Source organism: Haloarchaeobius litoreus, from assembly GCF_024495425.1.
Lineage (GTDB): Archaea > Halobacteriota > Halobacteria > Halobacteriales > Natrialbaceae > Haloarchaeobius > Haloarchaeobius litoreus.
This window is the reverse complement of sequence record NZ_JANHJR010000001.1, coordinates 814,429-831,395: the sequence shown is the minus strand read 5'-3', so window position 1 is coordinate 831,395 and position 16,967 is coordinate 814,429. Positions and strand designations below refer to the sequence as shown.

17 protein-coding genes and 1 tRNA gene are annotated in these 16,967 nt (G+C 70.0%); 7 read left to right on the top strand and 11 right to left on the bottom strand.

What is annotated here, in order from left to right:
- Positions 1-35: 35 nt before the first annotated feature.
- The gene (locus NOW55_RS04105; RefSeq protein WP_256398806.1) at positions 36-1,442 is read right to left on the bottom strand and encodes a class II fumarate hydratase; all 1,407 of its coding nucleotides are present in this window, start codon (positions 1,440-1,442) and stop codon (positions 36-38) included.
- Between the two features lie 222 nt (positions 1,443-1,664).
- Here NOW55_RS04105 and NOW55_RS04100 point away from each other — a divergent pair, with 222 nt between their 5' ends.
- Positions 1,665-2,030: a group I truncated hemoglobin gene (locus NOW55_RS04100; RefSeq protein ID WP_256398805.1), complete on the top strand. Its 366-nt coding sequence runs from the start codon at positions 1,665-1,667 to the stop codon at positions 2,028-2,030.
- Positions 2,031-2,036: 6 nt separating this feature from the next.
- On the opposite strand, the gene NOW55_RS04095 is transcribed toward NOW55_RS04100, so the two are convergent.
- Together NOW55_RS04095 and NOW55_RS04090 are read right to left on the bottom strand one after the other, a co-directional pair.
- Entirely contained in the window at positions 2,037-2,501 is a 465-nt protein-coding gene (locus NOW55_RS04095) for a pyridoxamine 5'-phosphate oxidase family protein (RefSeq protein ID WP_256398804.1), read from the bottom strand.
- Positions 2,502-2,767: 266 nt separating this feature from the next.
- Positions 2,768-2,852, bottom strand: a tRNA-Ser gene (locus NOW55_RS04090).
- 101 nt (positions 2,853-2,953) lie between these two features.
- On the opposite strand from NOW55_RS04090, the gene NOW55_RS04085 reads away from it, so the two are divergent.
- Positions 2,954-3,904 carry an AAA family ATPase gene (locus NOW55_RS04085; protein ID WP_256398803.1) on the top strand — a complete coding sequence of 317 codons (951 nt, stop codon included), beginning with the start codon at positions 2,954-2,956 and terminating at the stop codon, positions 3,902-3,904.
- Between the two features lie 6 nt (positions 3,905-3,910).
- Here NOW55_RS04085 and NOW55_RS04080 read toward each other — a convergent pair whose 3' ends face one another.
- From NOW55_RS04080 to NOW55_RS20725, 5 genes are all read right to left on the bottom strand, one after another.
- Positions 3,911-4,420, bottom strand: coding sequence for a DUF7519 family protein (locus NOW55_RS04080; protein ID WP_256398802.1), 510 nt, complete (start codon positions 4,418-4,420; stop codon positions 3,911-3,913).
- Positions 4,417-5,808, bottom strand: coding sequence for a DUF58 domain-containing protein (locus tag NOW55_RS20735; RefSeq protein WP_256398801.1), 1,392 nt, complete (start codon positions 5,806-5,808; stop codon positions 4,417-4,419). The genes NOW55_RS04080 and NOW55_RS20735 overlap by 4 nt, the downstream gene beginning before the upstream one ends.
- Complete coding sequence (locus NOW55_RS04070; protein WP_256398800.1) at positions 5,805-6,368, bottom strand: DUF7269 family protein; 564 nt, start codon at positions 6,366-6,368, stop codon at positions 5,805-5,807. Before NOW55_RS04070 ends, NOW55_RS20735 begins: the two co-directional genes overlap by 4 nt.
- Positions 6,365-7,339: a DUF4129 domain-containing protein gene (locus NOW55_RS20730; protein ID WP_256398799.1), complete on the bottom strand. Its 975-nt coding sequence runs from the start codon at positions 7,337-7,339 to the stop codon at positions 6,365-6,367. The genes NOW55_RS04070 and NOW55_RS20730 overlap by 4 nt, the downstream gene beginning before the upstream one ends.
- A gap of 98 nt (positions 7,340-7,437) precedes the next feature.
- A complete protein-coding gene (locus NOW55_RS20725) occupies positions 7,438-8,394 on the bottom strand; it encodes a DUF4129 domain-containing protein (RefSeq protein ID WP_256398798.1) in 957 nt (318 codons plus the stop codon).
- A gap of 150 nt (positions 8,395-8,544) precedes the next feature.
- On the opposite strand from NOW55_RS20725, the gene folP reads away from it, so the two are divergent.
- Both folP and NOW55_RS04050 read left to right on the top strand, forming a co-directional pair.
- Positions 8,545-9,738 carry a dihydropteroate synthase gene (folP, locus tag NOW55_RS04055; protein WP_256398797.1) on the top strand — a complete coding sequence of 398 codons (1,194 nt, stop codon included), beginning with the start codon at positions 8,545-8,547 and terminating at the stop codon, positions 9,736-9,738.
- A gap of 258 nt (positions 9,739-9,996) precedes the next feature.
- The gene (locus NOW55_RS04050; protein ID WP_256398796.1) at positions 9,997-10,674 is read left to right on the top strand and encodes a 6-hydroxymethylpterin diphosphokinase MptE-like protein; all 678 of its coding nucleotides are present in this window, start codon (positions 9,997-9,999) and stop codon (positions 10,672-10,674) included.
- A 21-nt stretch (positions 10,675-10,695) separates the two neighbouring features.
- On the opposite strand, the gene NOW55_RS04045 is transcribed toward NOW55_RS04050, so the two are convergent.
- A complete protein-coding gene (locus NOW55_RS04045; protein WP_256398795.1) occupies positions 10,696-11,667 on the bottom strand; it encodes a quinone oxidoreductase family protein in 972 nt (323 codons plus the stop codon).
- Positions 11,668-11,814: 147 nt separating this feature from the next.
- On the opposite strand from NOW55_RS04045, the gene NOW55_RS04040 reads away from it, so the two are divergent.
- Positions 11,815-13,239 carry an FAD-binding oxidoreductase gene (locus NOW55_RS04040; RefSeq protein WP_256398794.1) on the top strand — a complete coding sequence of 475 codons (1,425 nt, stop codon included), beginning with the start codon at positions 11,815-11,817 and terminating at the stop codon, positions 13,237-13,239.
- Positions 13,236-13,670 carry a universal stress protein gene (locus tag NOW55_RS04035; RefSeq protein WP_256398793.1) on the top strand — a complete coding sequence of 145 codons (435 nt, stop codon included), beginning with the start codon at positions 13,236-13,238 and terminating at the stop codon, positions 13,668-13,670. The genes NOW55_RS04040 and NOW55_RS04035 overlap by 4 nt, the downstream gene beginning before the upstream one ends.
- A 79-nt stretch (positions 13,671-13,749) precedes the next feature.
- Here the strand turns inward: NOW55_RS04035 and NOW55_RS04030 are convergent, their stop codons facing one another.
- Both NOW55_RS04030 and NOW55_RS04025 read right to left on the bottom strand, forming a co-directional pair.
- Positions 13,750-14,961 carry an inorganic phosphate transporter gene (locus NOW55_RS04030; protein ID WP_256398792.1) on the bottom strand — a complete coding sequence of 404 codons (1,212 nt, stop codon included), beginning with the start codon at positions 14,959-14,961 and terminating at the stop codon, positions 13,750-13,752.
- Between the two features lie 186 nt (positions 14,962-15,147).
- A complete protein-coding gene (locus NOW55_RS04025; protein WP_256398791.1) occupies positions 15,148-15,546 on the bottom strand; it encodes an SHOCT domain-containing protein in 399 nt (132 codons plus the stop codon).
- Between the two features lie 98 nt (positions 15,547-15,644).
- On the opposite strand from NOW55_RS04025, the gene NOW55_RS04020 reads away from it, so the two are divergent.
- Complete coding sequence (locus NOW55_RS04020; protein WP_256398790.1) at positions 15,645-16,952, top strand: outer membrane protein assembly factor BamB family protein; 1,308 nt, start codon at positions 15,645-15,647, stop codon at positions 16,950-16,952.
- The last annotated feature ends 15 nt before the right edge of the window (positions 16,953-16,967 follow it).

The window sequence follows — 16,967 nt, the reverse complement described above, 5'->3', positions numbered from 1 at the left end:
TGTGCCGGATCGGAAACGCTCCGTTAGTCCGGCAGTCAGTCGTCGCCGAGGATACCGGTGTGGGTCATCGCCTCGGGGTCGATGACCTCGGCGGCCTCCTCCTCGGAGAGGTAGCCCTTCTCGACGACGACCTGTCGGACGGTCTTGTCCTCCTTCAGCGCGGCCTTGGCCACCTCGCTGGCCTTGTCGTAGCCGATGTGTGGGTTGAGCGCGGTGGCGAGCGCCATGGACTGCTCGACCTGCGTCTCACAGTGCTCCTCGTTAGCCTCCAGCTTCGCGACGAACTTCCGGGCGAACACCTCGCTCGCGTTCGTGACGAGCTCGGCGGACTGCAGGAAGTTGTACGCACAGACCGGCTTGTACAGGTTGAGGTCGAGCTGACCCTCCGCAGCGCCGGCGGCGACGGCGGCGTCGTTGCCGACGACCTGCTTGTGGACCTGGTTGACGGCCTCGGCGACGACCGGGTTCACCTTCCCGGGCATGATGGACGAGCCGGGCTGGTTCTCGGGCTGCTCGATCTCGCCGAGGCCGTTGCGCGGGCCGGAGGCGAGCAGGCGCAGGTCGTTCGCGATCTTGTTGAGGCTACCGGCGACCGTCCGCAGCGCACCGTGGGCCTCGCCCATCGCGTCGTGGGCGGCCTGGGCCTCGAAGTGGTCGTCGGCCTCGCGGAACTGCACGCCCGTCTCCTTCGTGATGTACTCCGCCGCACGCGAGGCGAACTCGGGGTGCGTGTTCAGCCCGGTCCCGACGGCGGTGCCGCCGAGGGCGAGTTCACCCAGATGCTCGCGGACGTTGTCCACGCGGACGAGGCCCTTCTCCATCTGGGTGGCGTAGCCGCCGAACTCCTGGCCGAGGCGGACCGGCGTCGCGTCCTGCAGGTGGGTGCGGCCGGTCTTGACGACGCCGTCGAACTCCTCTTCCTTCGCGCGAAGTGCCTCGCGGAGGATGTCCAGGGCCGGAATCACGTCCTTCTCGACGGCCTCCAGCGCGGCGACGTGCATCGCGGTGGGGATGACGTCGTTGCTGGACTGGCCGAAGTTGACGTGATCGTTCGGGTGGATCTCGCGGCTGCCGATCTCGCCGCCGTAGAGCTCCGTGGCGCGGTTCGAGATGACCTCGTTCGCGTTCATGTTCGAGGACGTGCCCGAGCCGGTCTGGAACACGTCGACGGGGAACTGGCCGTCGTGCTCGCCGGCGATGACCTCGTCGGCGGCGGCGACGATGCAGTCGGCCTTGTCCTCGGGGATCATCTCCAGGTCGCGGTTGGCCTGCGCGGCGGCCTTCTTCACGACGCCGAGGGCACGCACGAACCGGCGGCCGAACGTCAGCCCCGAGATGGGGAAGTTCTCGACCGCGCGCTGGGTCTGTGCGCCCCAGTAGGCGTCGGCCGGTACCTGCATCTCGCCGAGGCTGTCCCGTTCGGTGCGGTAGTCGTCGGACATGGTCGAACCGACGTGTGACGGGGCGTAAAACCCACCGAAACCGGCGCGGCCCGGACGTGGGGCATGGACGGACAGCGACCCCGGTGTCGGGCAGCCGGGATACGGCTCCGAGCGCCCCGGAACTGGCCGAGCCCCTCCTGCGGGTCAGGCGACGGGGCCACGTTCTTCTCGTGGGTTCTGGCACCTCAATTATTAAGTCGAACGCGCTGGACGAACTGGACGATGTCAACGGACGATACGCTGTACGAGCGGCTCGGTGGTCGACAGGCGGTCGAGCTCGTCGTCGACGAGTTCTACGACCGCGTGCTGGTCGACGAGCGGCTCCAGCCCTACTTCGAGGACACGGACACCGACGAACTGCGGGCCCATCAGGTCGCGTTCATCTCCCACGTCGCCGGTGGCACCGACGACTACGACGGCGCGAGTATGGCCACCGCCCACGACCACCTCGACGTGACCGACGCCGCGTTCGCCCGCGTCGCCGACCACCTCGACGCCAGCCTGCGCGAGTGCGGCGTCGACGACGGCGACCGTGAGGCACTCATGGCCGCCGTTGCGGGCCTCCAGCCCGAGGTGGTCAACGCCTGACCGGCGCTACCGGGTCGTCTCCTTCCGGCGGGAGTAGCCCTCGATGATCCCGCTCACCCGCGTCGGCTCGATACACGCCACGTTGAACTGGATATCCGTCGCCGGTCGGGAGTGCACCTGGAAGTACGGGATGTCGAGTCCCTCCATCACCTCCACGACGGCGGCGTCGAGGCTGTCGTGCGAGAGCATCGTCACCTTCCCCTCGACGAGGACGCTCTTCCAGCCCTCCTCGGTGTCGTCGTAGACGACGAAGGAGACGTGGTCCGTCGCGTCCAGATAGCGCTGCTTCTGGCTTCCCGGTGCGAACCCCAGCCGCAGGTACACCGACCGGTCCTCGTCGTCGTAGGCGAACGAGAGCGGCACCGCGTAGGCGTCGTCGTCGTTCGCGAGGGCGAGGACGCCCGTCTGCTGTGATTCGAGGAACTCGTCGATCTCCAGTGCGTCCATCCGCTTCGCTGTCTTGCGCGCCATGCGTGTGTATTGGTAACACAAGACAATATGAGTAGAGGTCCGTTCTCGACCAGTGGCAACGTCGCGACGCAGGACGGGGTTCGCCAGACACTGACGGCTTCACTGCGTCCGGAACACGCACCGCTCGGGTCCGTGCCCCCTGAGAAGCGCCGAGAGGGAGATCTGAGCCACGGTCGCTCACTGCCGCTCCCTGGTTCAAACTCCCTGTGCCGGCGTTCTCTCGACCCGGACGACTCGCTACGCTCGTCGTCGGTGCGTCGAGAGAACGCCGAGAGGGAGATTTGAACTCCCGTGTCCGTGTGGACAGTAGATTTCGAATCTACCGCCTTGGCCAGGCTAGGCTATCTCGGCTCACGCTCACCTTTCCCGCTGAGTATTTTAGGGGTTTCGATTCGGTCGGCGATGTGGTGACAATCGTCAGGAATAAATTGCACCGGTCGCAGTGAGAGACTATGGAGGTAAGCCAAGCAAACGAGGACTGCAACGCAGTCCTCGACGCCATCGGGAACTCGGTCATCGCAGACCGGGAGTTCCTGGAGACCGTGCTCATGGGCGTCGTCGGCCGCGGCCACGTCCTGCTCGAGGACGTCCCCGGGACCGGCAAGACCCTGACCGCCCGGTCGATGGCGTCCGCCCTCGGATTGTCCTTCTCCCGCATCCAGTTCACCCCCGACCTGCTGCCCTCTGACGTGACGGGGACCCACGTGTTCAACGAGGAGACCCGCGAGTTCGAGTTCCAGGCGGGCCCCATCTTCGCGAACATCGTGCTCGCGGACGAGATCAACCGCGCGCCGCCGAAGACCCAGGCAGCCCTGCTCGAAGCGATGGAGGAGGGACAGGTCACCGTCGACGGCGACACGCGCATGCTCCCCCAGCCGTTCTTCGTCATCGCGACGCAGAACCCGGTCGAGCAGGAGGGGACGTTCCCGCTGCCCGAGGCACAGGTCGACCGCTTCATCGTCAAATCCAGCATCGGGTACCCGGACGAGGACGGCGAGATAGAGCTGCTCCGCCGTCGCGCGGGCCGCGTCGACCAGAGCCCGAGCGTCGACCGCGTCCTCAGCGACGAGGAGGTCGCGGAGCTCCGCCAGGTGCCCGAGAGCGTTCGGGTGGACGACGACCTGCTCGCGTACATGGCCGCGCTCTGCCGCGAGACCCGGCAGGACGGCCGCGTCGACATCGGCGTCTCCCCGCGCGGAACCCAGCGGCTGTTCGAGGCCTCGCGCGCCTACGCCGCGATGGTCGGTCGCGAGTACGTCACGCCCGACGACATCAAGCGGGTCGCGCTGCCGGTGCTCGCACACCGACTCGTGCTGACGCCGGACGCGATGGTGAACAACGTCGACAAGCGAGAGGTCGTGCAGACGGTGCTCGACTCGGTCCCGGTCCCGACCGTCGAGTAGCGCTCACTACTTCTGTCGCAGCGCCGTGGTCAGCGCCAGCGCCGCGACCAGCAGCATCACGAGCGCCGGCAGGGGCTGCCCCGAGCCGGCGACCTGGTAGAGTCCGTAGGCGACGCCGACGGTGACCACACCGACGACGAGCGTCGCGCCGAGGTGGGCGAGTTCGGCCCGTGTCGTCTCCGCCTCCTGACCGAGCTGTTCGCCGAGCCCGACGGCGTTCTGGCCGACGTCCCAGGCGACGACGGTCGCGGCGGTGCCGACGAGCAGGAACAGCTCCGCGGTCGCGCCGCCACCGGTCGCGCCCGCGAACACCATCCCGGCGGCGAGGACGACGCCGCCGACGTGGACGAGCCGTCGCGAGCCCACGACGAGGCCGGGTGCGAGCGCGACGATGCCGAGCCCGGCGAACACGCCGCCGATGCTCGCCGTCAGGATGGCCGCGAGCGCTGCGACCGCCGCCGCGCCGAGCGAGACGATGGCCGAGAGGCGGGTCGGCCGCCGGTCGATCTCCGTCATCGCGACCACCGCACGGTGCTCCGTGCAATCGACTCCGCGAGCGGTTCCTCGGGGTTCCAGTCGAGCACCCTGATACCGCCCTGGCGGAGCGTGGAGATGCGCCCCGCGCGCTCGACGCGGGCGAATCGCTGCCCGAGCGTCTCGTCGTTCGTCGGGTCCGGACTGAGCACCGTCACCTTGTGGCCGTGTGCGTGGAGCAACTGCGCCGCCTTCACCGCGTCGTCGTCGCACAGCGGCGAGAAGAACACGATCTGCACGTCGCCGGAGAGGCGCTTCCGGAGATTCCGCACACCGAGGGTGACCGAGTAGCGTCCCTTCGGCCGCTCGGCGGACAGCGCGGCGTGATGGGCGAACAGCTCCTCGACTTTCACCCGGTGCTCGTTGCCCAGGCCGGGCGAGAGCCAGACCTTCTGCGGTGCCAGCGCGGTGATGCCGACGCGGTCACCGGTCTCCAGCAGCGTGGTGAATATCTGCCCCGCCGCGTTGATGCCGAGGTCTGCCGCATGGAGGTCGTCGTCGTCGCGGCGGACGTACGCCTCCTGGCGCAGGTCGAGCAGCAGCATCACGGTCGCGGCGCGCTCCTCGCGGAACTGGAGGGTTGCGAGGTCGCCGGTCCGGGCGTAGCGCCGCCAGTCCACGCGAGAGAGCGGGTCGCCGGAGCGGTACTCGCGGGTGGAGTGGAACTCGACGCCGTCGCCGCCGAGGTCCGTCTCGACCCGACCCGCGTACTGCGAGGTCTGCTTGCGGAGCGGCATCGGGAGCGTGGACGAGAGCGACGGTGTGACGACGACCTCGCCGCCGGTCCGGAACCGGGTGTGTCGCTCGCGATTGCCGGACCAGTCGCGGACGATGGTGTCGCAGGTCTTGAACTCGTGCGTGCCGCGTCTGGCCGTCAGCGTGTACGTGAACGAGTCCGTCTCCCCCGGCCGGAGCGCGGTCCCGAGCCGTGCCGTACCGCCGACGACGGTCAGCTCCTCGGGCACGCCGTCGACGACCCGCAGGTCCGGCAGGATGCGGTCGCCCTCGTTGGTCACTTTGACCGTCACCGTGAGGTCGTCGCCCAGGTCCGGCGTCGGGTCGGACAGCTCCCGTCTGATCCGTACGGTCGCCTCGGGCACCGTCGTCACCTGCACGTACGCGAGGTAGGCGACGCCGACGACCGCGGCGAGCAGCAGCGCGGGCTGTTTCAGGATGACGCCGACGCCGCCGGCGAGGAACGTGATGGCACCGATGCCGCGCCAGTGGTTCGTGTCCTCCTCCGTCTCGGAGATGATGCGCTGGCCGCCGGCGTCCGGGGTGTCGCCGCTCCGGGGCGCGGTCGCTGTCCCGGCCTCGGCCGCAGCAGCCGTCGACTCTGGGGTCGACTCCCGTGAGAGGGAGGAACTCACGCGTCGAACCCCTCCGAGCGCCGGGTGATCTCGCTGGCGGCGTGGACCGCCCAGCGGTGGTACCGCGACTGGTTGTCCCGTCGGAGGTCGATGCGGTCGAACAGCGACGCACCCTCGACGGAGCCCGTGAAGAAGGCCCGCGCGTACGGGTCGTCGGTCCACTCGCCGCTCTCCAGACGGCGCTTCGCCTCGGCCTCGGTACAGCCCTCCGTGCGGACGATGGTCGCGACGGCCGCGCGTTCGAGGCGGTTCCGGACCGACTCCCGCATCTCCCTCTCGCGTCGGTCTGCACCGGCGGTGGCGAGCATCTCGTCGAACTCGTCGCCGGGCGTCGGGAGGTCCTGCGAGGCCTCGGGGTCCGGCGTCTCGACCTGCTCGTACGCGGTGCGTGACCGAGCGATGGCGACCCGGACGCCCTGCAAGACGCCGAGGAGACCGACGAACACGAGGACTGCCTCGTCGAGCGTGATGGTCGACGCGAGTCCCGGGGCGGCGACGAGGGTGAACCCGGTCAGCGCGAGTGCCACGCCGAAGACGGCGAGCAGGGTGCGCAGCTTCATTCGTTCTCACCCTCGAACTGGTCCTCGAGACGCCTCAGTGCTTCGACTGCCCGCTCCTCGCGTTCGGCGGTCGCGCTCTCGCGTCCGTAGCGCACCGACTCGAACAGGTCGGTGAGCTCGCCGACGGCACCGGTCTCGAAGCCGGCGTCGACGGCCGTGCGCTCGAACTCCCGCGGCGTACTGGTCTCGGGGTGGTCTGCGGGGAGGTGCCGGGTCATCTCGACCCAGGCGCGGTAGATCTCGTTGTCGACCGCCGACTGCTCCTCGATGCGGTCCGCCGCCCGGCCCGCGGCCGCCGCGACCGCCTCGACGTCCGGCGAGTCGGGTGGCTCGGGCTCGTCCTCCGTGCCGACCGCCTCGACGAGCTCGGACTCGTCGTCGTCGCCGGAGCGGACCATCCAGACGCCGGCGACGACCACCACCGCGATGCCGACGACACCGAGCAGCAGCAACACCACGCTCGGGAGCTGCTGGCGCGTCTCGCCCTGTTCGCCACCGCCGGTGCCGTCACCGCCACCGCCGGACGCCGTCTGGTTGCTGATCACGTCGGGCGTCCCGTTCTGTTGCTCCTCGGGGACCGGCTGGGTCGGACAGCCCACCAGGAACGGAACGGTCGTCGCCACCAGAACGCCGACCACGAAGAGGGAGGTGAGCGCGACCATCCTGTCGTACTTCCGGTACATGAACGCCGTCACCCCGACGACGAGCCCCATCAGCCCGAGCAGCAGCAGCGGCGGAATCGACTGCTCGCATCGTTCGACCTTCACCGGCGGCTTCTGCTCTGTCTCACCCCCGTCCACGTTCGCGTCCATCGGCGAATCCGTCGCGGGGATGCTGTCGTCCTGTTCCGGTGCCGGCTGGTTCGCGTCCTCGCCGGCGCTCGTCGTCTGACTGAGCGTCCCGGCAGCGAAGACGATGGCCCCCACACAGCAGACCGCGAGGATAGCGACCCCGATCGTCCGTCTGTTCACGGCCCACTGTTCCGCCAAACCCCACCTAACGCTTTCGTTAACTCAAACGCGGCCTGTGGCGACGATTCGACGGCCGTGACGGCCCCGAACCCCCGGAATCACGACGCCTCGCCGTACTCGTCCTCGATGTGTCGGAGCGCGTCGACTGCGCGGGTTGCGCGGTCCGCCGTCACCGGCTCGCCGCCGTAGCGCACCTCCTCGAACAGCGCCGTGAGCTCGGCCACGTCCTCGCGGGCGACGCCCGCGTCGACGGCCGCATCGGCGAACTCGGACGGAGTGCTCGACCGGGGATGGTCGACCGGGAGGTGCCGGGTCATCTCGACCCACGCGCGGAACACCTCGTTCTCCGTCCCGGCGTCGCGTTCGAGCCGGTCGGCGACCTGCCCGGCGACGGTGCCGATGGCGGCGGCCCGCGCCTCGGGCCCCGCCTCGGCGTCGCCCTCGTGCTCGGGGGGCTCCTCGGGTTCCTCGTCGTCGCTGTCCGCCCAGACGACGAAGCCGACGATGCCGACGACGACCGTCGCCACGAGCAGCACGAGGACGACGGGGGGCTGGGTGATGACGACGCCCGGGTCCTGCACGACCCCGAACGACGCGTTGCCGCCGGTACTCGGCGGCGCGGGCTTCGACGGGATGAACGTGACCGAGTCGGGGACCTCGGTCGGTTGCGAGCAGCTCGTCAGCAGCATCCAGACGAAGAAGGCGGGGAACCCGAGCGCGACGATGGAGGCGGAGGCGGCGAACGCGTCGCTCCGGTACGCCAGCACCGCCCAGAGGAGAAGTGCGACACCGATGGCCAGCACGAAGAACTCGCCACTGAGCAGGAACGGCACGCAGAGGCCCAGGCTGAACACGAACTCACCCGGCTCGGTGAGGGGTTCGCGGTTGGCGTCGCCGCCCCCACCGGAGCTGCGGTCGTCCCCACCCTGCGGGTCGCTGACGGTCGACCCGCCGCCACCACCATCGGCGGGGTCGACCACGCTCGCCGCGACGAGTGCGAGCGCGACCACGCAGACGAGCGCGAGGACGACCGGGAGGAGTCGCTCTCGGTTCACGTCCGCCACTCGGTTCCGGGTGTTTGAGAGGTTTTCGCTGGCACAGAGCGCCGCTGTCCCTATCCGGGACGGGCGTCGCCCGGGCCCGGGATTGCGGCAGCCCAACCGGGGAACACGGCCCTTTTCAGCCTCAGCGTCCCCAGTGCTGGTATGCAGAACGTCGACGCCGCCGGACTGGCTATCGGGGACGACCACCCGACACGAGTCATGGGCGTGCTGAACGTGAGCGCCGAATCGCCGTACGACCCGAGCGTGTTCGACGACCCGGCGGCGGCCGCGGCGTACGTCGAGGACGAGCTCGTCGCAGAGGGCGCGGACATCGTCGACGTCGGGCTCGAATCCGCCAACAAGCGCTTCGAGGTCCTCACCGCCGAGGAGGAGCTGGAGCGGCTCGGCGTGGCGCTGTCGGTCATCGAGCACACGTCGGCGGACCCCATCTGGTCCATCGAGACGCGCTACCACGAGGTCGCCGAGGCGGCCCTCGACGGCGGCTTCGACATGATCAACGACATCGCGGGCTTCGCCGACCCCGAGATGCCTCACGTCGCCGAGGAGTACGGCGTCGCCGTCGCGAAGATGGCCAGCCCGCCGGACCTCGCGCGCCCCGGCGCTGTCGAGGAGACGCCCTGGGCCGAGCGCAAGGGAGGGGACTGGGCCGAGCAGGCGGACTACGTCGACATGGTGTACGAGGCGCTCAAGCAGAACGGCCTGCCCGACAACACCATCGTCGACCCGGCGTTCGGCGGCTGGTCCGAGGCCAAGACAGTCGTGGACGACCGCGAGACGTTCAGGCGGCTCCGCGAGTTCCGCGGGCTCGGCCAGCCGATGCTCGTCTCCATCAACCGGAAGAACTTCCTCCGCTCGCTGACCGGCCGCTCGACCGAGGACGCACTCGCCGTCTCCCTCGCGGCCACGTCGATGGCCATCGAGCGCGGCGCACACGTCATCCGGACCCACGACGTGCGGGAGACGGTCGACGCCGCCGCCGTCGGCGACGCGTTCCTGCCCGAGCGACACCGGAGCCACGAGGGAAGCGTGACCGTCGAGGAGCTGGACGTCGTGACCGAAGCCGACGTGCGTCGCCACGTCGAGCGGCTCGGCACGGGTGACGTGGCCGCCCTCGCGACCCTCGCGGTGTTCGAGGTCGATGGGCTCTCCGATGGCGCGTGCGAGGAGCTCGTTGCACTCGCGACGGACGCCGATGCGACCTTCGTGACGAACGCCGACGGCGACGGCGGGCTGCTCGTCGGCACCCACGCCGCGCTCGCGTCACTCGTCGGTGAGCCCGCCGAGACCCAGGGGGCGGGGGTCGTCCTCGACGCCGTCGCGTCGGCGCTGGAGTGACCCGACTGCTGGGTGCCGCCGCCACCGACCGGTGGCCGGCCGGCGGAAGGTGGCGAGTCTGATATCTCTCGAATTCGGCGGGGAGGGGTATCTAACGAACGGTTATCGTCGGTATAACTCGGTAAGAGAAAACTTATACCGGTGGGTTCAGAAGGTGGGGGTGGAAGCCGGGAGGGCCTCTCGGGTAGGGGTACTCACACGAGGCAATTCCGGCCCACACCAACGGTTATCTTGGAACTACGTCCCACAGCTACAGCCATGGAGTTCGAGACCTTCGAGCCCGTCTACGAGTCCATCCTCGCGGACTTCGGCTTCGACCGGGCGAGCGACGAGCGCGCTCGCGACGTGCTCGCGGAGCTGACGACGCCCTTCAACGAGTCACGGCTCTCGGTGCTCGACGGCGAGCACGTCGCCATCTGCGGTGCCGGACCGACCCTCGCGGCGGACCTTGATGCCAGCGACGCCGACAGGGTCGTTGCTGCCTCCTCCGCGGCGGCGGTCTGCCGTGACCGGGACGTCCCGGTCGACGTCTACATCACCGACCTCGACGGCGAACCCGAACTCGCCGGCGACCTTGCGGCGGCAGGGACACCCGTCGCCGTCCACGCCCACGGCGACAACGTCGAGCGCGTGCGGTCGGTGGTCCCCCAACTTCCCGACGGGCCAGTGCTGCCGACGACCCAGGCCGCGCCCGTCGCCCACGTGCGGAACTTCGGCGGCTTCACCGACGGCGACCGGGCAGCGTTCCTCGCGGACCACGCCGGCGCAGCACGGCTGTCGTTCCCCGGCTGGACGTTCGAGGACCCCGACGTGGGGCCGATGAAGCGCCGGAAGCTCCGCTGGGCGGCGCGGCTGCTCGGGTGGCTGGAACGGCTGCGCGACGAGCGGTTCGTCGTCCTCGACGGGCTTCGGGACGACATCGAGCCACTGCCGTGAGACAGGCCGAGAACTGCGACGCTACGGTTCCAGGACGACCTTCCCGACGGACTTGCGGTCCTCGATGTACTCGTGGGCCTCCCGGGCGTCCTCGAGCGCGAACGTCTTGCCGACGACGACTTCGAGCTCGCCCTCGGTCAGGCCCTGCGTCAGGTCCGGCACCGCCTCGAGCACCTTCTGGGGCTTGCGGGCCATCGCGCGGCCGAGGTGGTAGCCGATGACCGACTGGTTGCGGAAGAACATCTCGCTGGTGTCGAGCGTGCCGGGCACGCCGCTGGCCGCGCCGTAGGGGACGATCCGGCCGAAGTCCTTCGTGGCCCGGATGCAGTCCGAGAACACGTCGTCGCCGACGCCGTCGAGCGCGAGGTCGACGCCGACGCCGTCGGTCTCCTCCGTGACGATCTCGACGAACTCCTCCTCGGTGTAGTTGATGGGGTGGTCACAGCCCAGCTCCGCGGCGAGGTCGAGCTTCTCCTGCGTGCTCGCGGTGCCGAAGACCTCCGCGCCGGCGCGGTCGGCGAGCTGGACGGCGGCGGTGCCGACGCCGCCGGCCGCTGCCTGGATGAGCACCGACTCGCCCTCCTCCAGCCCGCCCCACTCGAACAGGCAGTTGTGGGCGGTGAGGAACTGCACGGGGAAGCCCGCGGCCTCCGCGAAGCTCATGCCTTCCGGGATGGGGAACAGGGAGTCCGCCTCGGTGACGGCGTACTCGGCGTAGCCGCCGACGCCGACCATGCCGACGTAGCGCTCGCCCACCTCGATGCCGACGCCCTCGCCGACGGCGTCGATGGTGCCCGCGGCTTCGAAGCCGGGGACGAACGGCGCGTCCGGTCCGCCCGGGTAGTGCCCGCGGCGCTGCATGATGTCCGCGAAGTTGATGCCAGCGGCCTCGACCTCGATGCGGACCTCGCCCGGACCGGGCTCCGGTTTCTCCTGCTCGACGACCTCGATGTTGTCGCTCCCGCCGTACTCCGTGACCTGGATGGCTCGCATGTTCGAAACCATATTGGCGCGCCGCGGGGAAAAGTATCGGCGAACCGGCGAAACCGTCCACCAGTTCAGTGTTCATCGCGTGTCGGGGTGCCGGCAACCGCCGTCGCCGGAGACAGTTTTATCGCCCGTCTCGCCCCACGTGGGAGCATGACAAACGACTGCTCGTTCCTCGGCGACCTGGACCTTGCCGACGACCAGGTGTCGTTCGCCGAGGCGACACGCGAGGCCCACGACAGCGACTGGGGGACGAAGCCCGGCGACGAGGTGCTACCCGACGCCGTGGTGTACCCCGAGTCGACCGAGGACGTCTCGGCGGTCCTCGAAGCCGCGACGGCACAGGACCTGCCCGTCACCCCCTACGCCGCCGGCACGAGTCTGGAGGGCAACGCGGTGCCGGCCCACGCCGGCATCAGCCTCGACCTGACCCGGATGGACGCGGTACTCGACGTGCGGCCCGAGGACTTCCAGATCGACGTCGAACCGGGCATCTTCGGCTCGGCCGTCGACGACGCCGCGGGTGAGCACGGCCTGCTGTTCCCGCCGCTGCCATCCTCCGGCAGCATCTCGACCGTCGGCGGGATGATCGCGAACGCTGCAAGCGGGATGCAGACGGTGAAGTACGGCGAGGTCGCGGACTGGGTGCTCGAACTGGAGGCCGTACTCGCCGACGGCTCCGTCGTCACCGCCGGCTCGAAGGCGGTCAAGACTTCGTCGGGCTACAACCTGCGCGACCTGCTCATCGGCAGCGAGGGGACGCTCGCCGTCGTCACGCGGGCCACCCTCGAACTCGCTGGCCGGCCCGCCCAGGTCCGCGGCGGGCGCGCGCAGTTCGAGACGCTCGACGACGCCACCGCCGCCGTCGAGGACGCCGTCCAGTCAGGCGTCGACGTGGCGAAGCTCGAGCTCATCGACGCCGAGAGCGCGATGATGGCCAACGCTTACTCCGGCACCGACCTGCCCGACCGACCGACCGTCTTCTTCGAGTTCCACGCCAACCACGGCGTCGACGAGGAGGTCGCCTTCTGCGAGTCCGTCTTCGCGGCCCACGACGCGACGCTGTTCGAGGTCGCCGAGGCCGACGGGGGGATGGACGGTCTCTGGCAGGCCCGCAAGGACCTCGCCTACGCGATGCAGTCGTGGGACCCCGAGCTGACCCCGTTGCACCCCGGCGACATCACCGTCCCCATCTCACACTACGGCGACGCCATCCGCTACGCGAAGGGGCTCGCCGACGAGCACGACCTCCTCATCCCGTGCTTCGGCCACGCCGGGGACGGCAACGTCCACTACTCCGTGCTGGTCGACGAGGACGACCCCGAGGAGGTCGAACGCGGCGAGGAGGCGTACCGAAGGATCGTGGAGTTCGCCATCGACCGCGGCGGCACCTGCACCGGCGAGCACGGCATCGGCCTCGGCAAGCGCGAGTTCCTCGTCCGCGAGCACGGCGAGGCCACCGTCGAGGCAATGCGGAAGGTCAAGCGCGCACTCGACCCGACGGACACGCTCAATCCCGGGAAGATGTTCCCCGAAACGGTCGATGGACGACGGGTCCGCGACGAGGGCGCGGAATGACCCCCTCTCACGTCCTCGTCCCGCTCGACGGCTCGCCGCTGGCCGACCGGGCGCTCGTCCACACGCTTTCGACGTTCGACTGCCGGACGACGGTGCTCAACGTCGTCACGCCGCTGGACAGCTCGATGAGCGAGAGCGGCATCCTCGATGCGGACGCGGACCGCGAGGACGCCGCCGAGGACCGCGCCGAGAAGATAATCGAGCGCGGGAAGCGCCGCGCCGAGGAGTACGGCCGCACCGTGGAGACGGCCGTCGAGACCGGCGATCCCGCCGAGACCATCGTCGACTACGCCGACGCCCACGCCGTCGACCACATCGTCATGGGCGGCCACGGCGGCGACCGCTCCGGGCTCGCGGCGCGCCTGCTCGGGACCGTCGCCACGTCGGTCGTGAGCGAGGCGACGATGACCGTGACCGTCGTCCGGGACTGACGACCGCCGTCCCGGACTGACGACCACCGTCCGGGACCGACGACCGCCGTCCGGGACCGACGGACCGGTGGTGGAAGGCTCAGGCCGCACTGCCGAGCACGAACGCGAACACCCGGTAGACGACGAAGCCGAGCACGACCGAGGTGCCGAGCGTGAGCACCCAGAAGACGAGCGTCGTCGCTATCTTCCGCCTGGAGACGCCAGCCGAGCCGCCGGCCAGCCCGCCGCCGATGACGCCCGAGATGATGATGTTGTTGAACGAGATGGGGATACCCAGCAGGATGGCGGCCTGCGCGATGATGAACCCGGGGACGAGCGCCGCGATGGACCGGCGCACCCCGAGCTGGGCGTACTCCCGCGAGGTCGCCTGCAGCAGTCGCGGTGCGCCCATCCAGGCCCCGCCGAGGATGCCGACCGAGCCGACGGTCAGCAGGGCGATACCCGGGAGCCCGAGTTCGGTCCCGTAGAGGTTCTCCAGCGGGCCGGTCGCCAGCCCGACCTGACTCCCGCCGCTGGAGAACGCGACGATGCTCCCGAGGATGAGCAGGAAGCTCTTGATGCCCCTGTCGACGGACACCTGGGTCCGCCGGCGGATGAACTGGAAGCTCCCCACGGCGACGAGGAGCGTCACGACCGGCAGGAGCACGTCGACCTCGCCGATCGTGGGCGACGGGAGCGACCCCGCGACGAAGCCCGCGAGCGACTCCTGTTCGGCCCCCGTGGGCGAGGGGATGACGCTCAGCCGGATGTTGGCGACGATACCGCCGACGACACCGGCGAGCAGCGGGATACTGACGGTCTCCGGGATGTCGTCACGACGCAACAGCGTCGCCGTGGTGTAGGCCAGCCCTCCGGAGACCGGCGGGACGAGCAGCCAGAACGTCGCGATGCGCTGGTAGGTCCCGACCGCGGGGTCGCCACCGAGCGAGAGGCCGACACCGACCATCGCACCGGTCGTCGCGAACGCCGCCGGCACCGGATAGCCCGAGTAGATGCCGAACGCCATGAACGCCGTCGCCGTCAGCAGCCCCGCGGTCGCCGCCAGCGACGAGATGGCGACGCCGTCGATGAGCCCCGCGCCGACGGTCTCGGAGATGCTCCCGCCCTGCGTGAGCGCACCGAGCGCCGCGAGGATGCCGATGAGGAACGCGGCCTTCATCGTCGACACCGCGTTCGCGCCGATGGCGGGCGCGAAGGGCGGCGAGTTGCTGTTCGCCCCGAGCGTCCACGCGGTGCCGAGGCTGGTCAGGGTGGCCACCACGACCAGCCCCCAGAACAGGAGGTCGGTCATCGTCGCCCGCCCGACCGGTCCCGGTCCGCCAGCTCGGTTGCACCCTCGTCGTGGCGCGCTGCCACGTCCGTCGGTCGGTACCCCGTCACGAATCTGGGCCGGTCCGCCGCGGTCCCTCCGTGTCGGTCATGTCTACCCATTTGTGCTATCAGCTGAAGTAACCACCCGCTCGCCAGGGCTAACTCTCTATCGGTCCGTGTCATCCGCGGTCCCGGACGACGCTCCGTCCGCAGGCCCCTGTGCGTCCCCCGGCGCACCGGCGTCGACCGCCCGGATTCGTGCGGCCCGCCGTTCGAACTCGGCATCGGTCAGCTCCGCCCGTTCGTGCCGCCGGCGGAGCTCCGCGAGCGCGTCGCTGGTCGGGTCCGGTCCGTCGTCTTTCCCCCGGTCGCGGCCGAACAGCCGACGGAGGGCGTCGGCGTACAGGTACGTGAGCGGAACGAGCACGACGAACCCGAGCGCGAAGAGAACCAGCGCGAGCGTGTACGCACCGACGAAGTTCCCGACGACGGCGACGACGACCGCCAGCAGCGCCACCAGAAACGGGAGTCTGTCGAAGCGGTCCCCGTGAAGCAGGTCGCTCATGCCCGAGGTGTTCGGCCGGTCGCCGATAAACCGTTCGGGGTGAAAGGCGGGTTGTACCTACGACAAGACATACCCCCACCGGAACTCATCCAGGGAACATGACGCCCTCCCGACGACGGGTGCTCGTCGCCACGGCGAGCGCCGTCACCGCAGGACTGGCCGGCTGTACGACGGACGCAACGCCCGCAGACCGACGGACCGACGACACCGAGACCGCGACGCCGACCGAGACGCAGGCCCCCGACGACGGCGGCGACGGGCCGACCGACACCCCCGAGGTCCGCTGGACGGCCAGCGTCGGCGAGGCGACGACGAACGCGCCGCTCGTCCGCGATGGGACGGTGTTCCTCGGCAGCGACGGCGGGGGCGGCATCGACTCCGGCGACGAGAGCGGTCACCACCTGTCAGCCCTCGCGACCGCGGACGGGAGCGAGCAGTGGGCGTTCGAGACCGACAAACCCGTCGGGGGCCGACCGACCGTCACCGACGACGGTGTCTACGTCACCGGCGGCTACGACCGCGGCACGGCCGGCGTCGACTACGAGGTGTTCGCGCTCGACCGCGACGGCAGCGGTCGCTGGCGGTTCACCGACGACGCACTCAGCGCCTGGTACACCGTCTGCGGCGTCGTCGACGGCACCGTGTTCGTCGGCAGCAACGACGACGCCATCGGCCCGGGTGCGTACAGCGCCGGCGTCGACACGGCCGACGGTTCGACGCGCTGGACCCGTGAAATCGGGGACGCGACAGACGGCCTCCCGCTCGACGACCACTGTCTGCTCTCCAGCGCGACGGGGCTGCACGCCATCACCACCGACGGGACGGTCGAGTGGACCTTCGAGGGCACCGACCCGCTGAACCTGTTCGGCGCGGTGCCGTTCCTGGCCGGCGGCTGCGTCGTGGTCGAGGCCGACGGCGTCGTCGCGCTCGACCCTGCAACGGGAACGGTGAACTGGCGATATCGGCCCTCCGAGAGCTACGTGACCGGACGTATCGGGGTCGGCGACCTCGTCGTCGCACGGACGGATGCCGGCGGGCTCGTCGGACTGGACGCCGCGACCGGCACAGAACGCTGGACCGACGACGGACTCGGCGAGGGCTACGGGCTGGCGGCCGTCGGCGACGACCGCTTCGCCGTCGCCACGACCGACGGCTACCAGGTCCGAACGCTCGCCGACGAGCACGTCGGTTCGTTCTCCGTCCCGGGGTCCCGCCCGAGACTCACCAGCGTCGGGGAGACGGTCTTCGTCTGGAGCGACGAACGCGAGCGACTGGACGCGTTCGCGGCCGACGCGACGCACCGCTGGACGTTCACGCCCGAGACGGCCGTCCAGGGGCTCGACGCGGCCGCCGGCGTTGCCTACGTCGCGACGCTCGACGGCACCTGCCACGCGCTCGCGCTCTGAGTCGTCACGCGGTCA

Coding starts and splice junctions, on each gene's coding strand:
- NOW55_RS04105 (WP_256398806.1), bottom strand. CDS start 1,442: ATGTCCGACGACTACCGCACCGAACGGGACAGCCTCGGCGAGATGCAG.
- NOW55_RS04100 (WP_256398805.1), top strand. CDS start 1,665: ATGTCAACGGACGATACGCTGTACGAGCGGCTCGGTGGTCGACAGGCG.
- NOW55_RS04095 (WP_256398804.1), bottom strand. CDS start 2,501: ATGGCGCGCAAGACAGCGAAGCGGATGGACGCACTGGAGATCGACGAG.
- NOW55_RS04085 (WP_256398803.1), top strand. CDS start 2,954: ATGGAGGTAAGCCAAGCAAACGAGGACTGCAACGCAGTCCTCGACGCC.
- NOW55_RS04080 (WP_256398802.1), bottom strand. CDS start 4,420: ATGACGGAGATCGACCGGCGGCCGACCCGCCTCTCGGCCATCGTCTCG.
- NOW55_RS04070 (WP_256398800.1), bottom strand. CDS start 6,368: ATGAAGCTGCGCACCCTGCTCGCCGTCTTCGGCGTGGCACTCGCGCTG.
- folP (WP_256398797.1), top strand. CDS start 8,545: ATGCAGAACGTCGACGCCGCCGGACTGGCTATCGGGGACGACCACCCG.
- NOW55_RS04050 (WP_256398796.1), top strand. CDS start 9,997: ATGGAGTTCGAGACCTTCGAGCCCGTCTACGAGTCCATCCTCGCGGAC.
- NOW55_RS04045 (WP_256398795.1), bottom strand. CDS start 11,667: ATGCGAGCCATCCAGGTCACGGAGTACGGCGGGAGCGACAACATCGAG.
- NOW55_RS04040 (WP_256398794.1), top strand. CDS start 11,815: ATGACAAACGACTGCTCGTTCCTCGGCGACCTGGACCTTGCCGACGAC.
- NOW55_RS04035 (WP_256398793.1), top strand. CDS start 13,236: ATGACCCCCTCTCACGTCCTCGTCCCGCTCGACGGCTCGCCGCTGGCC.
- NOW55_RS04030 (WP_256398792.1), bottom strand. CDS start 14,961: ATGACCGACCTCCTGTTCTGGGGGCTGGTCGTGGTGGCCACCCTGACC.
- NOW55_RS04025 (WP_256398791.1), bottom strand. CDS start 15,546: ATGAGCGACCTGCTTCACGGGGACCGCTTCGACAGACTCCCGTTTCTG.
- NOW55_RS04020 (WP_256398790.1), top strand. CDS start 15,645: ATGACGCCCTCCCGACGACGGGTGCTCGTCGCCACGGCGAGCGCCGTC.